The following is a 22,390-nucleotide window of genomic DNA, read 5'->3' as shown; positions in this document are numbered from 1 at the left end:
TAGAAAAGCTAGAAAGCTAGTTCCTCCTCTCCTTGAGAGAGGGGGCTAGGGGGTGAGGCCCCGATGGGGCCGTCATATTTTCCGGGCCGTGTTGATGACGTTGACGCCGTTGAAGCGGGTGGTGCTGGAGCCGTGGCTGACAGCCGACACCTGGCTGGGCTGGCCCTTGCCATCGAAGAACGTGCCCAAGAAGCGGTAGTCGGAGGCGTCGCAGGAGCCGGCGCAGCTGTTCCAGAACTCCTGGGTGTTGGCCTGGTACGCCACGTCCTCAAGCATGCCCGCGATTTTGCCTTTCTCAATGGCGTAAAACACCTTGCCGCCGAACTGGAAGTTGTAGCGCTGCTGGTCGATGGAGTAAGACCCCTCGCCGGCAATGTAGATGCCTTTGTCCACCTTACTGATCATCTCATCCACGCTCAGCTTTTCCTTGCCGGGCCGCAAGCTCACGTTGGGCATGCGCTGAAACTGCACGCTGCTCCAGGAGTCGGCGTAGCAGCAGCCGTCGGACTCAGTTTGGCCCACGATGGCAGCCTGGTCGCGAATTTTCTGATAGTCGACGAGCTTGCCCTCTTTGATCAAGTCCCACTCTTTGGTCTTCACGCCTTCGTCGTCGTAGCCCACGGCGCCCAGCGAGCCGGGCTGCAGCTTATCGGCCACAATATTGACCAGCTTGGAGCCGTAGGGCAGGTTCTTGGCCTTCCATTCCAATGTGGCGAAGCTAGTGCCGGCGTAGTTGGCCTCGTAGCCCAGCACGCGGTCCAGTTCCAGCGGGTGGCCTACAGATTCGTGGATGGTCAAACCCAGGTGCGAAGGGTCGAGGACCAAGTCGTATTTGCCGGGCGTTACGGATTTGCAGGTGAGTTTTTCCTTGGCCTGCTTGGCGGCCAGCGCGGCATCTTCCAGCATGTCGTAGCGCTGCTTGTAGCCGATGACGCTGGTGCCCTGCGGGCCGGCTATCTTGTCGGCGGCTCTGGGGCTGAGGTACTCGTAGCCCAGGCCCATCGGTGAGGCCATAGCGCCACGCGAGCGGAACTTGCCGGTCGTGCGGTCCACCACCGTCACGTCGAAGGTGGGCCAGATGCGGTGAATATCCTGGTCGATGTAGGAGCCATCAGTGCTGGCGAAATACTTCTGCTCGTTCACCTGAAACAAGGCTGAATTCACGTAGCTGGCGCCGTTGCTGAGAGCCGCGCCGTTGGCGGCCAGCAGCAGGTCCACTTTCTCTTTCACCGGTACCTCGGCAAAGTTGCGCTCGATGGGTGTTTTCCAGCTCACCTCGCCGTAGCCGCGCTGCGGTGCTAACTGCACCGGCTGTTTCTGCACCTTCTGGTTGGCTTTGGCAATGGCCACCGCCGTGCGCGCCGCCTCAGCGAGGCCGGCTTCGGTGACGGTATTGGTGGAGGCGAAGCCCCAGGCCCCGTTTACCAGCGCCCGCACGCCGGCCCCGAAGCTTTCGGTGCTGACGATGTTCTGCACCTGCTTTTCGCGCGTGAAAACGTACTGGTTGAGGTAGCGCCCGATGCGCACATCAGTGTAGCCGGCGCCGGCGGCTTTGGCCGCGTTCAGGGCCGCATCGGCCAGCCGCTTTTTCAGGGCCGGGTCGATGACGTCGAGCAGTTGCTCGGGCTCGACGAAGATACCGCCCATGCCGGGGAGGCTAGGGAGCAACAGGCCCCCGGCCGCCAGGCCGGTGAGTCCCACAAAATCACGTCTTTTCAAAGTGTAAAGGGGTTAGGGGAGAGGATACACACGTCAGGCAAAAGATGCGGCAATCGGAAGTATGGTTGTTTGGCGCCGCCGTAATATTTGGAAAAGCTAATAAAAAAACCGCCCGGAATTGCCGGGCGGTTTTTTGTGGCTGACTTAAACGTAAGAGGCCGTCATGCTGAGCTTGTCGAAGCATCTCTACCGCTTCGTTGTAATAGCGTTGATTAGCCAGAGGTAGAGATGCTTCGACAAGCTCAGCATGACGTTCTGTGAACAGCTTCCTTAAATCTTGCGGGCCGTATTGATTACGTTGACGCCGTTGAAGCGGGTAGTGGCCGAGCCGTGGCTCACGGCCGAGCTTTGCGAAGGCTGGCCTTTGCCGTCGTTGAAGAAGCCTGCCAGCCGGTAGTCGGAGGCGTCGCAGGAGCCGGCGCAGCTGTTCCAGAACTCCAGCGTGTTGGTTTGGTAAGCCACGTCTTCGAGCATGCCCGTGATTTTGCCTTTCTCGATGGCGTAAAACACCTGCCCGCCAAACTGGGAATTGTAGCGCTGCTGGTCGATGCTGAACGAGCCGTTGCCGGCAATGTAGATGCCCTTGTCCACCTTGCTCACCATCTCGTCGACGCTCATCTTGGTGGTGCTGGGACGCAAACTCACGTTGGGCATGCGCTGGAACTGCACGTCACGCCACGACTGCGAGTAGCAGCAGCCGTCAGACTCGGTCTGGCCCACCATAGCGGCTTGGTCGCGGATTTTTTCGTAATCCACGAGCGTGCCTTCCTTGATGAGGTCCCACTCCTTGGTTTTCACACCTTCGTCGTCGTAACCTACCGCGCCCAGCGAGCCGGGCTGCAGCTTATCGGCCACGATGTTGACCTGCTTGGAGCCGTAGGGCGTGCCTTTGGCTTTCCACTCCAGCGTGGCGAAAGAGGTGCCGGCGTAGTTGGCCTCGTAGCCCAGCACGCGGTCCAGCTCCAGCGGGTGGCCCACCGATTCGTGGATGGTCAAACCCAGGTGGTGCGGGTCGAGGACCAAGTCGTATTTGCCGGGCGTCACGCTCTTGGCGGTCAACTTCTGCTTGACTTGCTTGGTAGCGCGCACGATGTCCTCCAGCATGTCGTAGGAGTTGCGGTAGCCGAATACGTCGGAGCCGGCCGGGCCGGCTACTTTATCCTCGGGCTTGGGCGTGAGGTACTCGTAGCCGAGGCCCATGGGCGCGCTCAACGACTGCCGCGAGCGAAATTTGCCGGAAGCCCGGTCAATGGCCGTGACGCCAAACGTGGGCCAGATGCGGTGAATGTCCTGGTCGATGTAGGAGCCGTCGGTGCTGGCGAAATACTTCTGCTCGTTCACCTGAAACAGCACCGAATTGACGAATGAAGCGCCGTTTTCCAAGGCTTTGGCATTGGCGTTCAGCAGCAGATCCACCTTGTCCTTGATGGGCACGGCAAAAGCGTTCTGCTGTATCGGGGCCTTCCAGCTTACCTCGCCAAACCCGCGCTGCGGGGCCAGCTGCACCGGCTGCTTCTGCACTTTGGAGTTGGCTTTAGCAATCTGCACGGCCAGCTGCGCGGCCTTGGCCAGGCCGGCTTCCGTCACAATGTTGGTGGAGGCAAACCCCCAGGTGCCGTTGGCAATAACGCGGATGCCCGCGCCGTAGCTTTCCGAGCTGACGATGTTCTGCACCTGCTTTTCGCGGGTGAACACACCTTGGTTGAGGTAGCGCCCAATGCGCACGTCGGCATAAGTAGCGCCGGCCGACTTGGCCGCATTCAGCGCCGCATCCGACAGCCGTTTTTTAATAGCCGGGTCGTCGGCCGCGTCCAGCAGACGGAGCGGATCTACCGCCAGGCCGTCGCCGAAACCGGGAATGGAAGGCAGCAGCAAACCGCCGGTAGCCAGGCCCGTAAGGCCCACAAAATCACGTCTTTTCATGGAAGAAGGGATGCTGTCATTCCGACGAAGGAGGAATCTGGATTATACTAGTATGTACGATTCTACCCAGATTCCTCTTTTATCGAAATGACAAGATTCAAAAGCAAAAACCGATGCGCTAATAGCCGCGAATAATCCAGAGTGGCGAGATTTGCACCCTGAAATTGTCGGGTGATTATCATTCCGACGAAAGGGGAATCTGGGTTGAAATCGTCAGACGTCTTTGTTCAGATTCCTCCTTCGTCGGAATGACAGTTCTACACCGCGTCAGAGAGGCTGGTGAACGTGAAGTCGCGGATCTTGAGCGGGGGCACGAGGTTGCCACCCACGCGCACCGGCTTGCCGATGGCTTCCAGGTTGTTGAGCATGATAATCGGCGACTCGTTGAAGCGGAAGTTTTTCACCGGGTGCTTGATGCGGCCGTTTTCAATGTAAAACGTTCCGTCGCGGGTGAGGCCGGTGTAGAGCAGTGTCTGCGGATCAACGGGGCGGATGTACCACAGGCGCGTCACGAGGATGCCCTTGGCCGTGCCCTTGATCATGTCCTGCACGCTTTGAGTGCCGCCTTCCATCACCCAGCCATCGGGGCGGGGCAGGTCCGGAATGCCGGCTTTCTGGGCCCAGAACCGCGAAGAATACAGGTTCTTCACTACGCCCTTCTCAATCCAGGTGGTTTTCTTCTGTGGGCGGCCGTCGCCGGAAAAGCCGAGGCTGGCAATTTCGGGGTTGCTCGGGTCGGAGTAGATGGTTACCCGCTCATCAAATAGCTTTTCGCCCTTCTTGTTTCCGCCGCCTTTCTTGCTCAGGAATGAGCGGCCTTCGTCGGCGTTGCGGGCGTCCATGGCGCTCATCAGGGCTTGCAGCAGCGAGGCGTCGGTGTTGGCAACCAAGGCGGCTGGCTCCAGAATCACGGTGTATTTGCCGGGCTCCAGCGCCTTGGCATTGCGCGACATGGCGGCCTTATCGGCGGCTACGCGGGTGAGGGCGGCGGCATCGAACTTGCCGGAATCGTTGTAGTCGGCGGTGGCGTAGCCCGAGCCGGTGCCGTCGGGGGTGCGCACCGTGATGCTAAACTCCAGGTTGGTGAGTTGCTGGTAGGCTTCCAGGCCTTTGCTGTTGCGCTTGGCAATGAAGGTGGCGCCATCGTTGAGGAACGCGGCCGACGACAGTTTTTTCTCGTCGCAGATTTTCATGCTGGCTCCCACCTGCTGGGCGCGGTAGTCGGGTGTGATGCCGGCCGTGCTGGCCGCGTATGACTTCGGTGCCGACCCATACTGCTGGGCACCCAGGAACGGCATGTACTCGGGGCTTTCGGGGGCGAGGCGCGCAATTTCTTCGGCCCGCTGCACGCAGCGGCGCAGCGTGGCGTCGTCGAACTCGTTGCAGGTAGCCACGCCGCTGCGCTTACCGAAGCGCGCTTCCACGGCCATGCTCACATTATCAACGGCGCCGCTGGTGCTGATGGAGTTGCGGGCGGAGCGGACGTTGCCGCCGGTTTCGCCGGTGAGCGTGGCTTCACACTCGTCGGCGGTGGAAAAGCTCAGTACCTTTTTTAGGATAGCCTGGGCTTCGTCTTTGGAAAGAATTGCCATTGGGTTGATGTGCTGATTTTCGATGAGTTGATGGGTCCTAGCTCTAGTTGCCTCACCCCAACCCCTCTCCAAAGGGAGAGGGATTCTAATTCTAGTGTTTTAGCTGGGCTATCTTTTTAGAGCTAGTTCCGCCTCTCCCTTTGGAGAGAGGGCTAGGGGGTGAGGTCGCCGTTGCTATACTTTCCGGGCCGTGTTGATGATGTTGACACCGTTGAAGCGGGTGGTGCTGGAGCCGTGGCTCACGGCCGACACCTGGCTGGGCTGGCCCTTGCCGTCGAAGAACGAGCCAAACAGCCGGTAGTCCGACTGGTCGCAGATGGCGTTGCAGCTGTTCCAGAACTCCTGGGTGTTGGCTTGGTACGCCACGTCCTCAAGCATGCCGGTTATTTTGCCTTTCTCGATGGCATAGAACACGGTACCGCCGAACTGGAAGTTGTAGCGCTGCTGGTCGATGCTGAACGAGCCGCGGCCGGCAATATAGATGCCCTTATCTACGCCGCGCACCATGTCATCCACGCTCATCTGTGAGGTGCCCGGCTTGAGGCTGATGTTGGCCATGCGCTGGAACTGCACATCCTGCCACGACTGCGCATAGCAGCAGCCGTCGGAGTGGTCCTGGCCGACGATGGCCGCCTGGTCGCGGATCTTCTGGTAATCCACGAGCTTGCCTTCCTTGATAATATCCCACTGACCGGTTTTCACACCTTCGTCGTCGTAGCCGACCGCGCCCAGCGAGCCGGGCTGCGTCTTGTCGGCCACAATATTGACCAGCTTGGAGCCGTAGGGCAGGTTTTTGGCTTTCCACTCCAGCGTAGCAAAGCTGGTGCCGGCGTAGTTGGCTTCATAGCCCAGCACGCGGTCCAGCTCGGTAGCGTGGCCGATGCTCTCGTGAATCGTGAGACCCAAATGGTTGGGGTCGAGCACGAGGTCGTACTTGCCGGGCGTTACGCTCTTGGCCGTCAGCTTTTCCTTAGCCTGCTTGGCCGCCAGGGCGGCGTCTTCCAGGATGTCGTAAGAGTTGCGGTAGCCGATCAGGCCGGTGCCGGCCGGGCCGTTGATCCGGTCGGCGGCTTTTGGCGTGAGGTACTCGTAGCCGAGACCCATGGGCGCACTCAGGGCCTCACGGGTTCGGAACTTGCCGGTGCTGCGGTCGATGGCCGTGGCGCTGAACGTGGGCCAGATGCGGTGGATATCCTGGTCGATATAAGAGCCGTCGGTGCTGGCAAAATACTTCTGCTCGTTGATCTGGAATAGAGCCGAATTGACGAACGACGCGCCGTTGTCGAGGGCCTTGGCGTTGGCGGCCAGCAGCAGCTCCACTTTTTCTTTCACGGGCACCTCAAAGGAATTCTTCTCGATGGGCGTTTTCCAGCTTACCTCACCATACCCGTTCTGCGGCGCCAGCTTCACCTGGTCTTTCTGCACTTTGGCGTTGGCCTTGGCAATCTGTACGGCCAGTTGCGCGGCTTTGGCCAGGCCGGCCTCCGTCACGGTGTTGGTAGAAGCAAACCCCCAAGTGCCGTTGGCAATAACGCGAATGCCCGCGCCGTAGCTTTCGCCACTGGCAATATTCTGCACCTGCTTTTCGCGGGTGAAAATGCTTTGGTTGAGGTAGCGCCCAATGCGCACATCGGCATAAGTAGCGCCGGCCGATTTCGCTGCGTTCAACGCCGCATCGGCCAGCCGCTTCTTAATGGCGGGGTCTACGGCTTCCAGCAGTTGGAGTGGGTCTATGGGCGTCGCGCTCAGACCCGGCACAGCGGGCAGAAACAGGGCGCCGGTTGCTAGGCCAGTGAGGCCCACAAAGTCGCGTCTTTTCAAAAGAGTACAGGTTTGGTGATTGGAGTTGGAAGGGTAGGGGAAGCGTAAAGACTTCTATTTACAACCTACTGACGCAATAGCCATATCAGGGCTGCACATTTCCTGAAAACGCTGTGCCCAGCGGTGAATTTGAGTTTTCAAGTAAGCCCAGCAAATCAGCTGCAATGTCCGCCCACGGCTGCGCCAAATCTACCGTCACAACGCGTACAGGGTGGCCACCCAAGGTGTAGCGTACATCGAGGGTTTGCGCCGCGGCAGGATAAAGTAAGATGCCTTCCAACTGTTGGCCAGGCTGCAGGGCCTGGTTCTGCAGGTAAGCGTAGAGTTGATACAGGTGTGGCGAAATCAGTTTCTGCTGGTCGTAGCGGGGGCGTAGGGAGGCGGCGTAGTACTTCGTGTCAAGGATGATTTTGCGCTCCGGGCTTTCCAACGACGTGTCCGTTATCATAGTAGGCAGCAGGGCTAGCGCCTCGGTTGTTTCAGCTTCTGCCTGCCACGCTATAGTTTCCGAGGCCACCCGGAACTGGCGCTGCTCCAGGCGGTAGAAGTTGCGCACGAATTGCTCGAACAACTGCGCCATTAATTGCTCGTTGCGGCGGAAGTCGCGAAAGCGGAGTTGGCTGGTTGCTTCCGGATTGGGTAGCGCGCTTAGGTGCACCAATTCGCACACATTCACTAGAAAGCCCGGTAGCCCGGCAGGCCGTAGCCGGCGCACAGCCCGCAGGGTGGCGGCAGAAAGTGGTAAGGGCGTTACTGCTGCCGGCAACCGGCGTAGCGTATGCTTGAGGTTGTGCCGCAGTGTGGCTGGCAGCAGCCTTGGCCGCGCCAGTTGCAGCAAAGTGCCCAATAGCAGCTGGCTGAAAGGAGTGTTGGCACTCAATGTGTCGTACGCGCATGTAGCGCGCCCCTGCGGCAGTAAGTTGCGGGCGAGGGTAGGGGCCAGCAGCACCCGGCCCCGCAATTCTGGTAGCGTCTCTACTTGCTCAGAGTAGCCAACTGGTAAGCCTTGGCGCAAAAGTCGTTGCGTGCCAGCAAGCAGCACGTGCGCCAGCAGCTCCAACGGGCGGTGGAAAGTGGTGGCTTCCATACCTCGTAGCTCGGCTTGCTCCGGCATCCGGTTCCAGGCGTAGCACAGCAGGTAGTAGAGATTCTGAATCGGAATCATGAGCCCGCTTGCTAAGCCAGCAACTTCTTTTTCTGCGCGGCAGCCTTTGCAGGCTGGTCCAGCCAATAGTCATCGAGCAGCGGCGCTATTTCCTGCTTTAGTATTAAGGTGAGCCAGGCATCAGCAGTTGCCGGGTCGGATGGGGGGTGGCAGAAGTAGCTATGGCCGATGCAAAACGCAGTGCCTAAGTCAGGGTCGTCGCTGATAGTTCGGTTGAGGACCGTAAGCCGCTGAGTAAGGCGCTCTACCACGGCGGCCGGCACGCCCCGGCCCGATAGAAACTTCTGCAAAGGGGCCCCGAACTCCGGTGCCAGCTCCACAAAGGCGAAACGGCGGCGTAGCGCATAGTCCAGCGGAGCAAGGCTGCGGTCGGCCAGATTCATAGTACCGATAATGAACACGTTTTCGGGTACAAAAAATCGGGGTGCACCAGCCGGGCTGTACGGCAGACGCACGGCGTGTGCCGGGCCCCGCTTGTCGGCTTCGAGCAGCACCAGCAGCTCTCCGAAGATACGGCTCAGGTTGCCCCGGTTCAGCTCATCAACCAGCAGAAAATAAGGCTGGCCTGGGTGTTGAGCTGCCCGGCGGCAGAAATCGGGCAGGACACCATCCTGCAGCTGAAATTTGCCGTCTGCATCGGGCCGAAAACCCTGCACGAAGTCTTCGTAGCTGTAGCTGGGGTGAAACTGCACCAGTTCTATGTTGGTGGCGGCGGTAGTGCCCAGCTCCAGCCACGCCAGGCGGCGCGCCAGAAACGTTTTGCCCGTGCCGGGTGGCCCCTGCAAAATAAGGTTGCGGCGGCGGCGTAGTCCGGCCAGAATAGCTGCCAGCTTATCTTCCGGAACAAACAGCTCCTGCGCGGCTTGCTCCAGGCTATACGGCGCAGCTGGCAGCTCGTAAGCAGCAGCCGGCTCAGACGCCTGTATGAAAGCTGCTTTCGGGTTAGGCGGAGTTGCTTTCTTCAGCGCTTTTGGCGTGACTTCCCTGCCAGTATAAAGAGCCTGCATATCCTGCTGGGCAGCTACGTCGCCATCCAGAGGAGAATTAGCAAGAGTAGGTCGTTTGGTGGCAATAGTGAAGTCCAGCTGCTCTAGCACCCGGTTGGTAGGAGCGCCGGCGGCCAGCGGCCACACAGCTGCGGGTTGGCCCAGCGCCAGCCGAAATGCCAGTTGCGCCACCGCCCGCGGCGCGTAGCGGCGGCCCCGATACACCAAGTCATATACGGTACTCAGAGGCATGCGTGGGCCTTCACGGTCGAGCTGGCGCAGGGCGCGAAGCACCTGCTCGCGGGTGAGCTGCGTGGGGTCAGGGACTGAGGTGGGCATAGATGGTAAAGTACGGGCAAAACAGCAGGAGGCCAGATAAAATGCCACCTGGCACCCCAAACGAAACGCCCGGCTTCCTGCAAAGAAAGTCGGGCGTTAGGGAACAGGGAGCAGCTTACTTCTGCTGCGTGGTTTTCTTTTTGCCGTCTGGCTTGTCTTTCACCGTCTCCTCGTTCTTCTTCTCGTCGCGTTTGGTCTCGGGGTCGGTATGCTTGGGGGTGGTGGCAGTCTGGGCCATGATGCGAAAAGCTAAAATGAATAGATAACAGGGTGTACGCAAGCAGCAACCTAGTGGCTGCCGAGACAAGGAAATTTTAAGTAATCTGGCTTGCCTTTAGTGCTGCTGTAAACTTAAAACGAGGTGCTGCATAAGTATGGAGCAGCAGCTAGCACAGCGAAAGGAGTTACAGAATTGCTTTTTGTGATGCTATATTATATATAGTACCTTGTTTTGCATACTACCGATTCTTATGTTTGCAATAATGAATACTAGCGCACAGCAAACCCAGCGGAAGCTGCAGCCTCTGTGCCAATGTGGTGCCTTTGCCTTCCCTTTTTTCCCTTCCTGATTATGAAAAACCTGCTTACTGCTGCCGGTTGCGTGCTGGCCACGGCGGCCTTGGCCCAACAGGCTCCGCCAACCCCACCTGCTAACCCGGCGCTGCAGATCTACCGCGCTTCTGCCACCAAAGTCAACGACCTGGTGCACACCAAGCTCGATGTGCGCTTCGACTATGCCAAGCGCTACCTCTACGGCAAGGAGTGGGTGACGCTGAAGCCGCACGCCTATGCCACCGACTCGCTCCGGCTTGATGCCAAAGGTATGGATATCAAGCAGGTGGCGTTGGTAAATGGCCAGCAGCTGACGCCGCTCAAGTTCGACTACACCGACCAAAACAACCTGCGCATCTACCTGGGCAAGGCCATGGCGCCCGGCACCAGCTACACCGTTTACATCGAGTACACGGCCAAGCCCGACGAGCTGAAAGTGGCAGGCAGCGCGGCCATTTCCGATGCCAAGGGTTTGTACTTCATCAACCCCGATAGCGCCGTGGCCGGTAAGCCGGTGCAGATCTGGACCCAGGGCGAGACGGAAGCCTCGTCGGCGTGGTTCCCGACCATCGATAGGCCCAACCAGAAAACCACCTCGGAAATCAGCCTGACGGTGCCCAGCAAGTACGTGACGCTCAGCAACGGCGCCCTCGTCAGCCAGACGCCCGCCGGCCCCGGCCTGCGCACCGACACCTGGAAGATGGAGCTGCCCCACGCGCCTTATCTGTTTATGATGGCCGTCGGTGACTTCAAAATCTATAAGGAGACCTGGCGCGGCAAAGAAGTGAGCTACTACCTGGAGCCTAAATACGCGCCCTTCGCCAAGCAGATTTTCGGCAACACGCCCGACATGCTGGAGTTCTTCTCCAACCGCCTCGGCGTGGAGTATCCGTGGAACAAGTACGCTCAGGTGGTGGTGCGCGACTACGTGAGCGGCGCCATGGAAAACACCTCGGCCACGCTGCACGGCGAGTTTGTGCAGATGACCGACAAGCAGCTATTGGACCGCGAATACAGCAACGAATCCGTCATTGCGCATGAGCTGTTTCACCAGTGGTTCGGCGACTACGTGACGGCTGAAAGCTGGAGCAACCTCACGGTGAACGAGAGTATGGCCGACTTCTCTGAAGGCCTCTACGCCGAGCACAAGTACGGCGCCGACGCCGGCGACTCGCACAACCACCGCAACCTGCGCAACTACCTGCGCAGCGCCCCCGACGCCCAGAAAAACCTGGTCCGCTTCCATTACGCTGACAAGGAGGACATGTTTGACCTGGTGAGCTACCAGAAGGGCGGCGCCATCTTGGATATGCTGCGTACCTACCTCGGCGACGATGTATTCTTTGCCGGCCTGCAGAAATACCTCAAAGACAACGCCCTCGGCAACGGCGAGGCGCACCAGCAGCGTTTGGCAATGGAGGCCGTGTCGGGCCAGGATCTGAACTGGTTCTATAATCAGTGGTACTTCGGCACGGGTCACCCCGTCGTCACGATTGACTACGCCTGGGATGCCACCCAGAAGATGCAGTCCGTGACCGTAAAGCAGACCCAGCCCGGCCAGCCGTTTCAGTTGCCCTTCGCCATTGATTACTACGTGAACGGCAAGCCCCAGCGCCAGCGCGTGATGATGACGCAGGCCACCCAAACCTTCACGATGCCGCTTTCAGCCAAGCCCGATTTAGTGGACGTGGACGCCGAAAAAACGCTGGTGTGGCAGCAAACCGACAACAAGCCGGTAGCCGAGTTTGCCTACCAGTACGCCCACGCCCCGCTCTATGTGGCGCGCCGTGAGGCCCTGCTGGCCGCCGACGCCAAGCAAACCACCGATGCCGCCGCCCGCAAGCTGCTGCTGGCCGGCCTCAACGACCCGTTCAATAACCTGCGCATGGTAGCGGCTGAGCGCCTGAAGCTCGACGATAAAGCCGTGGCTAAGGACGCCGCACCGGCGCTCCGCAAACGGATAGCCACCGAAAAGGACCTGCACGCCCTGGCCACGGAACTGGCCGCGCTGGCCAAGCTCCAGGATAAGAAAGACGAAAAGCTGTTCACCCGGCAACTTAGCGCGCCGTCGTACACGGTGCAGGCGGCTGCGCTGCAGGCGCTGGCTGAGGTGAAGCCCGCATTGGCTTTGAGCAAAGCGCAGGCCCTGGAAAACTCCGAGGAAGCCAGCATCAGCCAGGCGGTGGCCAGCGTCTACAGCCAGCATGGCGGCGACGCCCAGTGGAACTACGTGCGCACCCGCTTCGATGCCGCCGACGGCCAGAACAAATTCGGCTACTTTGAAGGAATGGGCATCATGCTCACTCGCCTCAACGACCCCAAGGCCTTTGCCGAAGACGTAGAGCGCCTGCGCGACCTGGCCATCAAGTACAAGCGCTACGGCGTTGATGAGCCCGTAATTGCGGCGCTGCAGGCCGGTGCCAAAGCCCAGGCTGGCAAGCCCGCCGCCGCCGCTAACCAGGCCGCCGCCGAAAAAGCCGTAACCGATATTCAGGCCGCGAAATAAGGCAGTCAGTACGAAAACAAAAAGGCCATTCTGCGCAAGCAGGATGGCCTTTTTTGCTGGAACGTATGCTGTTGGGGGCATCTACAACCTGTAGGCTTGCTGCCATAGTTTGAGGCTATGGCACCCCGTTTCTACAAATGCCAGCGTGCTTCAGTAGAGTTGCTTTTCACTTATAACTATCATTTAGATAAAGCTGCAGAATAGAAAATCAATGGAAAGTACCACTCCTGGTATACTGCCTGCGTATACCTTGCGGTGTCTGCATAACGTGCTAGCAGAGAGTAGCAAACAGCAGTGCGGCACCGCTTCGTTTGTGATTCTGTACGGCCAGCCACCCTCTAAACCACAACAGATATGGGCACCACGCTACGCACTATTTTCTGCCTCCTGCTTTTCCTGCCTTTCTGCAGCTGCTCCAATGAGAAAGAGGCGGCTGCCGAGCCAGAACCGGCTGCGAAAATCCTGGTCTTCTACAAAACGGCCGGCTTCAGTCACGCGTCCATTCCGGTTGCCGTTGCGGCCCTCCAAAAGCTAGGAGCCGAAAACAACCTGATAGTTGACACCACCAAGGTGGCAACCAATTTCAACCCAGCGAATCTGGCCAACTACCGGGCGGTGGTGTTTCTGAGCACAACGGGTGATGTGCTCAACGACGCGCAGCAGCAGGCCTTTGAACAGTATATCAGCGCCGGGAATGGGTTTGTCGGCATCCACGCCGCCACCGACACTGAGTATGGCTGGCCGTGGTACAATGGGTTAGTGGGCGCGTACTTCAAAGACCACCCCGCCATCCAGCAGGCCACCATCCAGGTTACAAACAAAAACCACGATGCCACGGCTGCTCTGCCCGATGCGTGGCAGCGCACCGACGAGTGGTACAACTTCCGAGACCTGAATCCGGGAGTGCAGGTGCTGGCAAACCTGGACGAACGAACGTATTCCGGCGGCAGCCATGGCAGCAGCCACCCTATTGCCTGGTATCACGGATACCAGGGCGGGCGGTCTTTTTACACCGCGGGCGGCCACACCGAGGAAAGCTACCGGGAGCCGCTGTTTTTGCAGCACCTGCTGGGGGGCATCCAGTACGCGGCCGGCACCTCAACCCGCGTAATGACTTCAAGCCCAACTCCCACTTACCTGTGGAATACTATGCTCGACCAGAGCTTAACACAGTGGGATAAATTCATTGGGGTACCGCACTTCAGCCTCAACCTGCCGGGCTACCCGGCCGGAGATGGCATGAACGGCACTCCTATTGGCTTAAATAACGACCCGCTGCAGGTGTTCAAAGTCGAGCAGGAAGACGGTAGGCCCGTGCTCCACATTTCCGGACAAATCTATGGCGGCCTGAGCACCAAGCAGGAGCTAGGCAACTACCACTTCAAAACGGAGTTTCGGTGGGGTACGCGCAAGTACGAGCCGCGCCTGACGGCGAAGCGCGACAACGGCATTTTGTACCACGCCAAGGGCAACCACGGCGCTTTCTGGAATGTGTGGATGCTCTCGCAGGAAATGCAGATTCAGGAAGGGGATATGGGCGATTATTTCGCCTTAGGCCCCGGTATGGACATCCGAGCTGCCTACCGCACAGAAGACAACGAGCTTGACTGGATTTATGACCCCGCCGCGCCCGTTAAACCGTTTGGCCTCGGTCAGCCCGGCCGTTGTCGCCGGGGCAGCAACCGGGAGCGGCCGTTGGGCCAGTGGAACACAATTGAGCTTATTTGCCTGGGAGCCAAGAGTATTCATGTGGTCAATGGCGAAGTGGTGATGGTGCTGGAAAATTCCAGGGAAACCAAGCCAGATAACTCGCAGGGGCCGCTGACCAACGGTAAAATTCAGCTTCAATCGGAAGGTGCCGAAGCGTATTACCGCAACATGCAGATCAGGCCCATCACAGCAATTCCAGCAGAATACCGGTGATGTTATAGAATGGACATAAGCGCCAATTAAGGGAGCTAGCTCCTGCTTATTACCCTTAAAGCTCCTGCTGACTGTTTCTGAAGCAGAATGAGAATAGCTCCGGCTTTTCCCTACTGCCACACTTATCCGCCAACTTCCACCGTGCGCCGAATGCCCAGCTTCTTCATGCGGGCTTCCAGCGTCTTGGGGTTAATGTCGAGCAAAATGGCCGCGCCGTTGGGGCCGCTCACCCGGCCGCCGGTGCGATGCAGTGCCGCCAGAATATGGTCGCGCTCCTGCTCGCGCAAAGTTTTGAGCGGGCCGCCGGCATCGCCTGGAGCCGGCGCCACCTGGGTGGCAGCCGCAAAGCCCTGAAACTCCAGAAACGGCCCTTGGCTGACAATCACGGCCTGTTCCAGCACGTGTTCCAGCTCGCGCACGTTGCCGGGCCAGCCGTATTGCTGCAAGGCACGTAAATCCCGCTCGCGCAGGCCGCGTACGGGCTTGCCCATCTGCTTGGTGAAGCGCTCCAGAAAATGCCGCATCAGAGGCTCGATATCCTCGGGCCGCTCGCGCAGCGCCGGCAGCCGGATCGGAAACACGTTGAGGCGGTAGTAGAGGTCGGCGCGGAAATGGCCAGCTGCTACTTCATCTTCCAGCACACGGTTGGTGGCGGCAATCACGCGCACATCGGTCTGGATGACGCGCCGCCCGCCGATTCGCTCAAATTCCTTTTCCTGCAGCACCCGCAGCAGCTTGGCCTGCAAATCAAGCGGCAACTCGCCCACTTCATCTAGGAAAATGGTGCCGCCGTCGGCCAGCTCAAACTTGCCAATGCGCCGGTCGTGGGCCCCAGTAAATGCCCCTTTTTCATGCCCGAATAGCTCACTTTCGATAAGCTGCGCCGGTAACGCGGCGCAATTAAGCTTGATGAGGGCCCGCTCTTTGCGCGGCGACAAATTGTGCAAAGCCCGCGCCACCAGCTCCTTGCCGGTGCCGGTTTCACCCTGAATCAGCACTGTGGTATCGGTGGGCGCTACCTGCCGGATGCGGGTCTGGACTTGCTGCATCACCGGGCTGGTGCCGATGAAGTCCTCGAACTTGGCCGTGGTGTTGATTTCGTCGAGCAGGTAGGTTTTCTCGCGTTCCAGCTGGGCGCGCAACGCCTCAATCTGCTCGAAGGCAAACAGGTTGCGCATGGCCAGCGTGATTTGCGGCGCCAGGCCGGCCACCAAGTCCAGGTCGGCGGTGCTGAAGGCGTCGGGACGGTGGCTGGCCAGCACCAACACGGCGGCTTGGTTTTCTTCGGTCCAGAGCGGTACGCCCAGCATAGCACGGGTGCCGTTTTTCTCCATGGTATACTGCAGAATCCGGTAGCGCTGGGCCGCCAGCTCGTAGTCGAGGCCGGTAAGCAGCAGCGGCCGCGAGAAGATGCCGAATGTCTCACGCTGCATCTGCTCACGGTCGGCTACCCCTTCCCAGCGGCTTTCATCGAGTGCAGCAAAAGAGCCATCAGCTTGTTTCGAAAACTCGGCAAACCCTTCGGTGCTGCTGGTACGCCGCTGAATGCGAAGCCCGAAATAGTCGAGGGGCACAATGCGGTTAATTTCCTCGGCTACGGTCTGGAACAATGCCTGCCGGTCTTTCCGGCTGAGTAGTACATTGGTCACTGAGAGTTGTACCGATTTCTCCCGCTCGCGCCAAGCCATTTCCTCGAAAGCCAATGCGTTAGTTACGGCCACTGCCACCAGGCCCCCAATTTTTTCCAGCAGGGCCAAGTCGGCAGGCGGCAGGGCCGGCGGATGGCGGGCAGCCATGCAGAGCAGCCCAATCAGCTGCCCACCAGTACGCAGTGGAACCACCGTGAGGTAGTGCACTTCGCGCTGCTGCAGGAGTAGGAAAGGCATAAAATCCGGATAATCCGGCGTCAGCTCCCGAATGTCAATCTGCTGCACACGTGGGTCGCGCATGAACAGTTCGGTGGGCGAATTCTCGACGGGCATCATGCCGGCCGCAGTCTGGGGCATCGGGTAAGGCACTTCGCCCAGGTAGTCGCGCATGAACAGCCGCTTGTAGCGGTGTGCATTGTCCAGCGTGATAATGGCAATAATATCAAACGGAAATATCAGTCGCAGCTTCTCCGTGACAAGTTGAAAAAGCTTATCCTTGCTGCGAGTGTTGGCAATGGCCTCGTTGAGGTAGAGCAGCAGTGATTCTTCGGTCTGTGGCATATGAGTTTGCTTAAATAACAGGAATAAAGTTAAGCAAATCCTGATATAACAGGAAATAGTGTATGGGCCTTGGTGGGCATTAGTAGTTGTGGGGAAAATTTAATCGGGGTTTAAAGCGTGTGAAGGCGGTATTCTGTCATATTAAAATAGATTTAATGAATTGGCACTGCATTGGGTAAGAGCGGCCTATCAACAAGCTGTAACCCGATGCTTTCCCGACCTCAATTTGCTGCTTCACTCCTAACGCTAGGGCTGTTGACTGCCACCAGCACCGCGCAGGCCCAAGTGCTGTCCGATTCGCTGACCTTGGATGGTACTATCCGGTCGGTGCTGGATGCCAATCCGGCCATCACGACGCTGGAAGAAGAAGTGAATGCTGCTACCAGCCGCGTCACGCAAAGCCGCGGCGGCTTTCTGCCCCAGATTACGGGCACGGCCACCTATACCCGCATCGATCCGGTCGTACAGGTGCAGCTCAGCCCCGACGCGCCGGCATTTCAGCTGGCGCCTAACAACAACTACGACGCCCACATCACGCTACAATACGGCTTGCTGGACTTCGGCAAGAAGGATGCTACCTACAACCTGGCCGAAAGCCGCCGCCTGACGGCCGTTGACCAGATCAACGTGACGCGCCGCGACCTGGCGTATTCTGCCGCGCAGGCTTACTACAACATCCTGTTTGTGCGTGAAAGCATCAAGGTGCAGAACGCCCAGATAGCCTCGTTGCAGCAGCACAAGCGTGAAATGGAGAAGCGGGTGGAAGGGGGCGTGAGCACGCGCTTCGACGTGACGACCACCGACGTGCGCATTACGCAGGCCCAAAACACCAAAATCGACCTCGAAAACCAGCTCCGCAACCAGCAGGTGCAGCTAGCCCGCCTACTGCACAAGCCCGAGTACGTAGATGTGCCAGTGCGCGGCGCTTTTGCTTACCAGCCCACGGCCGTTGACCTCAACCAAGCCTTGGCGCAGGCCACCGAAAATCGCCCGGAAGTGAAGCTGGCCCGTGACGCTGAGCAGACCGCTAACCTCAACCTCAAGCTAATTGAGCGTGCCAACACGCCCACACTGGGAGTAGGGGCGCAGCTGGGGGGCAAAAACGGCTACCTGCCCAACCTCGACAAGTTCCGGCCCAACTCGGTGGGCGTGGTGCAGTTTTCGGTACCTATATATGACGGGGGCAAAAACAAAAACCAGCGGGTAGAGGCTTTGGCCAACATTCGCGGCTCGCAGGCTCGTAGCCAGGACACGCAGGAGCAGATCCGGGCCGATGTGCGGCAGGCGGTGAACAACCTGCAGTCGAGCACGGCCCGCTACGACAACGCCCAACTGCAGATTGCGCAGGCCACCGACGCCCTTACCCGTGCCAAAGCCCGCTACCGCTACGATGTAGGCACCAACCTCGACGTACTGGACGCGGAAACCTCGCTGGCGCAGGCCCGGCTGGCGCGGCTACAGGCCATCTACAACTACACGTTGGGCCAGTATCAGCTTAAACGCGCCACCGGCGAGCAAATCTGGGCTGGCACGGCGCCCGCCAAGTAGTTGAGTAGCGAGTAACTGACTGGTTGAGTTACTGAGTAAGGGAGCTTTGCTCATGTATTCAATAGCCCACTACTCAGTTACTCGCTACCTACTACTCAGTTACTCAGTTACTCAACTACTCAGCTACTTTCCGTATGACTATTGCCACCATTCTTTGCCCAATCGACTTTTCGGACGCCACGGCGCCGCTGGTTGCGTATGCGGCGGCATTGGCGGCTGGTACTGGTGCCGAGTTACGGCTGTTGCACGTATCGGAGCGCCAGCCTGTGGTAAGTAACCTGCCTGATCTGGCCATAACTCAGCAGTTAGCGCACTACCAAATGTTGGCTGCCGCCGCCGGAGCTCAGGTCAGCACTTCTGTCCTGCACACTGCCGATGTAGCGCAAGCCATAGTAGCCGAAGCCCGGCAGCATCCCGCCGACCTCATCGTTATTGGGGCGCACGGCCGCACGGGCCTCAACCGGTTTCTGATGGGCAGCACCGCCGAAACCGTGGTGCGCACGGCTGCCTGTGTCACGCTGCTGGTGAAGTCGCCGGCCGCCACTCCCTACCGGGCTTCGGCCTGATCAGGCAAGTAGTTGTCAGCGGTTGGTTGTCGGTTGTCAGCTTTCCCGAAGCTTGACGACCAGCAACTGACAGCCAGCAACCAACACTTAACAACTTCAAAAAACCTCCTTCATATTCCGACATGGCAACTCCCGTTCAACAAGATCCGGCCGTAGCTACTTCCCGCCCCGCTGCTTCCGCCTACGAGCCCGCCGTGGACGAACAGCCCGCTGGCCGCTCCAAGCGCCCTATCATTCTCATTATCGTGGCCCTGGTGCTGCTGGTTGGCGGCTACTTCGGCTGGCAGCAATACCAGTTCGGCCTCAGCCACGAAGAAACCGACGACGCTCAAGTGGAAGGCGACGTGTACCCGATTCTGCCGCGCATTGGTGGGCCGGTGGTAGATGTGAAGGTGCAGGACAACCAGGCCGTGAAGAAGGGCGACGTGCTCGTGACCCTCGACCCCGCCGATTATCAGCAGCGCGTGAATGCCGCTGAAGCTGCGTTGGCTGCTGCCCGCGCCAACGTAGTAGCGGCGCAGGCTGGCGTGGGCACTGCCCAGGCCAACGTAAGCAGCGCCCAGTCGGCCATTGGCGTCAGCGACGCCAACCGCTCCCGCCTCGAAAAGGACCTGAAGCGTAGCGCCTTCCTGCGCAAAGAAGACATCATCCCGCAGAGTGAATACGACGCCGTGCAGGCCAACCTGAAATCAACCAGCGCCCAGCGCTCCACGGCCCAGCAGCAGGTGCGCGTGGCCCAGCAGCAGGTAGCCGCCGCCCGCCAGCAGATTGCCGTGGCTGAAGCCATAGTAAAGCAGCGCCAAGCCGACCTCGATAACGCCAAGCTCCAACTCAGCTACACCACCATCACGGCCCCCGGCAATGGGGTGGTTAGCAAAAAGGGCGTGCAGCCTGGCCAGGTAGTAAGCCCCGGCCAGCAGATGATGGGCCTGGTAGCTTCCGAGCAAACCTGGATTATCGCCAACTTCAAGGAAACCCAGCTGGAAAACATGAAAGTAGGCCAGCCCGTGAACGTGGAAGTGGACGCCTACCCCAACGAGGAGTTCCAGGGCCACATCGAGTCGCTGTCGGCCGCTACCGGCGCCCGGTTCGCCCTGCTGCCTCCCGACAACGCCTCCGGCAACTTCGTGAAAGTAACCCAGCGCGTGCCCGTCAAGATCGTGCTCGACAAAGCCGACCCCGAACACCCGCTCCGCGCCGGCATGAGCGTGGTAGCCACGGTGAAGGTGAAGTAGGCTTTAAGGTTTGGGCTGCAGAAAATCTGCTTTGCCTGAGCACGAAAGCACCAACAACTAAGCACTACTAGATGGAAACCGGATTAACCAAATGGATCATCGTGGCGACGGTGGTGCTGTGTACGCTGCTGGAGCTCATTGATACCAGCATCGTGAACGTAGCCCTGACGCAGATGATGGGCAACCTCTCGGCCACGCAACAAGAAGTGAGCTGGGTGGTGGCCTCCTATGGCATTGCCAACGTCATCGTCATCCCAATGACGGGCTTTCTGGCCGAGCAGTTTGGCCGGCGCAACTACTACCTCTTCTCCGTTATTCTGTTCACGCTGGCTTCTATGGCCTGCGGACAAAGCACCAACATCTGGGAGCTGGTGGCGTTTCGCTTTATTCAGGGCATTGGCGGCGGTGCCCTCATGGCCACCTCGCAAGCCATCCTTATTGATACGTTTCCGCCTAAACAGCTTGCCCTCGGGCAGGCACTATTCGGTATGGGCGTGATTATCGGGCCCACCATCGGCCCCACGCTCGGCGGCTACATTGTCGATAATTACTCCTGGCCCTGGATTTTCTACGTCAATGTACCCGTGGGCATCGTGGCCGCTTTCTGTACCGTGCTCTTCATCCGCGACCCGGAGCGCATCAAAAACGCCATTCCTCGTCCATTGCGCGACATCGACTGGACCGGCATCTTCCTGCTGATTCTGGGCGTCGGCTCCTTGCAGCTGGTGCTGGAACAGGGAGAGCGGGAAGAGTGGTTTGAAAGCGCCTACATTCTGGCCTTCACCGCCGCCTCTATTATAGGAGTGGTCGGCTTCATCTGGCGCGAGCTAACCGCCGAACAGCCTATTGTCGATTTGCGCGTGCTCACCAAAAGCCGCAATCTGGCCGTAGGTGCGTTCCTGTCGTTTATTCTTGGCTTCGGGCTGTTTGCCTCTGTATTCGTGTTCCCGATTTTCTGCCAGCGCATCCTCGGCTTTACCGCCGCCCAAACAGGTTTGCTGCTGCTGCCCGGCGCCTTGCTTTCAGGCTTTATGATGCCTATTGTGGGTAAGATGATCCAGAAAGGTGTCCCGCAGAAGTTCATGCTGCCCATCGGGTTCGGTGTCTTCTTTATCTTCTCCTACTGGATGAGCCGGCGCATCACGCCCCTAGCCGGCGAAAGTGACTTCTTCTGGCCCCTGATGTTGCGCGGTTTCGGACTGGCCTTGCTGTTCCTGCCCATCACCACTATGTCGCTATCCGGTATCAGTGGCAAAGATGCCGGCCAGGCCGCCGGCCTAACCGGCATGATCCGGCAACTGGGTGGTTCGTTCGGCGTGGCCTTGGTAGGTACGTATATAGAGCGCACCTCCTTTCACAACCGCGTGGCCCTACTGCCCAACATCTCGCTCTACGACCCCGAAACCCAGCAACGCGTCCAGGGGCTCACCGCTGGCTTCATGGCTAAAGGCGCTTCCCTACTCCAGGCCCAGCAGCAAGCCTACGCCGCCCTCGAAGGAATGCTCATGAAACAGACTGCCATCATCACTTACGGCCAGACCTTCCTGTTAATCGGCTTGTTCTTCCTGGCATGCCTGCCATTGGTGCTCATCATCAAACGCGCCCGTCCCGGCGAAAAGGTTGACCTTAATGCCGCTCACTAGGTTCGCTCGCCCACTCTATAATAGTAGCTAGCATGTTGAAAGGGCTGCGGGAGCAAAAGATGAAAAAATCTCATCTCTTGCTCCCGCAGCCCTTTCAACATCCTGAGCATAGCACCAAGCACCTTAAGAAGTAGCTAGCAAAGCATCGTTCACATTCTCTGCCTTAAACTGACAAATAACATATTTCAGCAAGTTCTTGATGCCCGGAGTTCACCACAAAATCCTGCCTATAATGTATTTGCAAAAGTCAAGAGTTGTGGATAATCACGTCAACAATCATTATAAGCTTATTTCTTGTGCATAGCTGTTTGCAAAAGCCAACAAGCAACGTACCTTTGCAGCCCGCTTCAACCGGAAGGGGACACGGAAAACACCAGGCAAGGAAAAACAGCAAAACTTTTTCTTGCAGACTGCAAAAGCTTGTGTACCTTTGCAGCCCGCTTCAACCGGAAGCTAGCACACTGACAGAAGATCGAGAAAAGGCAGCAAGATTTTTCTTGCAACTTCGAAAAGGTTGTGTACCTTTGCAGCCCGCTTCGCTCGGAAGGGGCCAACACCGACTCAGCCATTGAGTCACCGGGTTTCACCAGAAGGGTGGGACGCACGTTCTTTGAATGGATGGAAATGACAAATGGGTAAGCTTTCCTGCGCGCCTTCTTTCG

14 protein-coding genes are annotated in these 22,390 nt (G+C 58.7%); 6 read left to right on the top strand and 8 right to left on the bottom strand.

Features of this window, described 5'->3' with window-relative positions:
- Positions 1-72: 72 nt before the first annotated feature.
- The 7 genes from H8B14_RS19870 to H8B14_RS21230 all read right to left on the bottom strand — a co-directional run bounded on the left by H8B14_RS19870 (position 73) and on the right by H8B14_RS21230 (position 9,783).
- Complete coding sequence (locus H8B14_RS19870; protein WP_187317422.1) at positions 73-1,719, bottom strand: TldD/PmbA family protein; 1,647 nt, start codon at positions 1,717-1,719, stop codon at positions 73-75.
- 270 nt (positions 1,720-1,989) lie between these two features.
- Positions 1,990-3,642, bottom strand: a complete 1,653-nt coding sequence (locus H8B14_RS19865; protein ID WP_187317421.1) for a TldD/PmbA family protein — start codon at positions 3,640-3,642, stop codon at positions 1,990-1,992.
- Positions 3,643-3,899: 257 nt separating this feature from the next.
- Positions 3,900-5,234, bottom strand: a complete 1,335-nt coding sequence (locus tag H8B14_RS19860) for a TldD/PmbA family protein (protein WP_187317420.1) — start codon at positions 5,232-5,234, stop codon at positions 3,900-3,902.
- Between the two features lie 174 nt (positions 5,235-5,408).
- Positions 5,409-7,055 carry a TldD/PmbA family protein gene (locus tag H8B14_RS19855; RefSeq protein ID WP_187317419.1) on the bottom strand — a complete coding sequence of 549 codons (1,647 nt, stop codon included), beginning with the start codon at positions 7,053-7,055 and terminating at the stop codon, positions 5,409-5,411.
- 85 nt (positions 7,056-7,140) lie between these two features.
- Positions 7,141-8,220: a 5-methylcytosine restriction system specificity protein McrC gene (locus H8B14_RS19850; RefSeq protein ID WP_187317418.1), complete on the bottom strand. Its 1,080-nt coding sequence runs from the start codon at positions 8,218-8,220 to the stop codon at positions 7,141-7,143.
- A gap of 11 nt (positions 8,221-8,231) precedes the next feature.
- Positions 8,232-9,545, bottom strand: coding sequence for an AAA family ATPase (locus H8B14_RS19845; RefSeq protein WP_187317417.1), 1,314 nt, complete (start codon positions 9,543-9,545; stop codon positions 8,232-8,234).
- A 115-nt stretch (positions 9,546-9,660) separates the two neighbouring features.
- Positions 9,661-9,783 (bottom strand): hypothetical protein, encoded by a 123-nt coding sequence (locus H8B14_RS21230; RefSeq protein ID WP_261990109.1) that lies wholly within the window; start codon positions 9,781-9,783, stop codon positions 9,661-9,663.
- Between the two features lie 333 nt (positions 9,784-10,116).
- Between H8B14_RS21230 and H8B14_RS19840 the strand changes: the two genes are divergently transcribed.
- Together H8B14_RS19840 and H8B14_RS19835 are read left to right on the top strand one after the other, a co-directional pair.
- Positions 10,117-12,603 (top strand): M1 family metallopeptidase, encoded by a 2,487-nt coding sequence (locus H8B14_RS19840; RefSeq protein WP_261990108.1) that lies wholly within the window; start codon positions 10,117-10,119, stop codon positions 12,601-12,603.
- A 354-nt stretch (positions 12,604-12,957) separates the two neighbouring features.
- The gene (locus H8B14_RS19835; RefSeq protein WP_187317416.1) at positions 12,958-14,526 is read left to right on the top strand and encodes a ThuA domain-containing protein; all 1,569 of its coding nucleotides are present in this window, start codon (positions 12,958-12,960) and stop codon (positions 14,524-14,526) included.
- 122 nt (positions 14,527-14,648) lie between these two features.
- On the opposite strand, the gene H8B14_RS19830 is transcribed toward H8B14_RS19835, so the two are convergent.
- Positions 14,649-16,736: a sigma-54-dependent Fis family transcriptional regulator gene (locus tag H8B14_RS19830; protein ID WP_187317415.1), complete on the bottom strand. Its 2,088-nt coding sequence runs from the start codon at positions 16,734-16,736 to the stop codon at positions 14,649-14,651.
- A 207-nt stretch (positions 16,737-16,943) separates the two neighbouring features.
- Here H8B14_RS19830 and H8B14_RS19825 point away from each other — a divergent pair, with 207 nt between their 5' ends.
- From H8B14_RS19825 to H8B14_RS19810, 4 genes are all read left to right on the top strand, one after another.
- On the top strand, positions 16,944-18,284 hold the full coding sequence (locus H8B14_RS19825) for a TolC family protein (RefSeq protein WP_187317414.1): 1,341 nt from the start codon (positions 16,944-16,946) through the stop codon (positions 18,282-18,284).
- A gap of 134 nt (positions 18,285-18,418) precedes the next feature.
- Positions 18,419-18,850, top strand: a complete 432-nt coding sequence (locus H8B14_RS19820; protein ID WP_187317413.1) for a universal stress protein — start codon at positions 18,419-18,421, stop codon at positions 18,848-18,850.
- 122 nt (positions 18,851-18,972) lie between these two features.
- Positions 18,973-20,085: an HlyD family secretion protein gene (locus H8B14_RS19815; protein WP_187317412.1), complete on the top strand. Its 1,113-nt coding sequence runs from the start codon at positions 18,973-18,975 to the stop codon at positions 20,083-20,085.
- A gap of 71 nt (positions 20,086-20,156) precedes the next feature.
- Positions 20,157-21,728, top strand: coding sequence for a DHA2 family efflux MFS transporter permease subunit (locus tag H8B14_RS19810; RefSeq protein WP_187317411.1), 1,572 nt, complete (start codon positions 20,157-20,159; stop codon positions 21,726-21,728).
- Positions 21,729-22,390: the final 662 nt, after the last annotated feature.

Origin of the sequence: Hymenobacter puniceus (assembly GCF_014333525.1) — a bacterium.
In the GTDB taxonomy this organism is placed as follows: domain Bacteria; phylum Bacteroidota; class Bacteroidia; order Cytophagales; family Hymenobacteraceae; genus Hymenobacter.
Note: the sequence above shows the minus strand (reverse complement) of the source record. Positions and strands in the feature narration are given on the sequence as shown.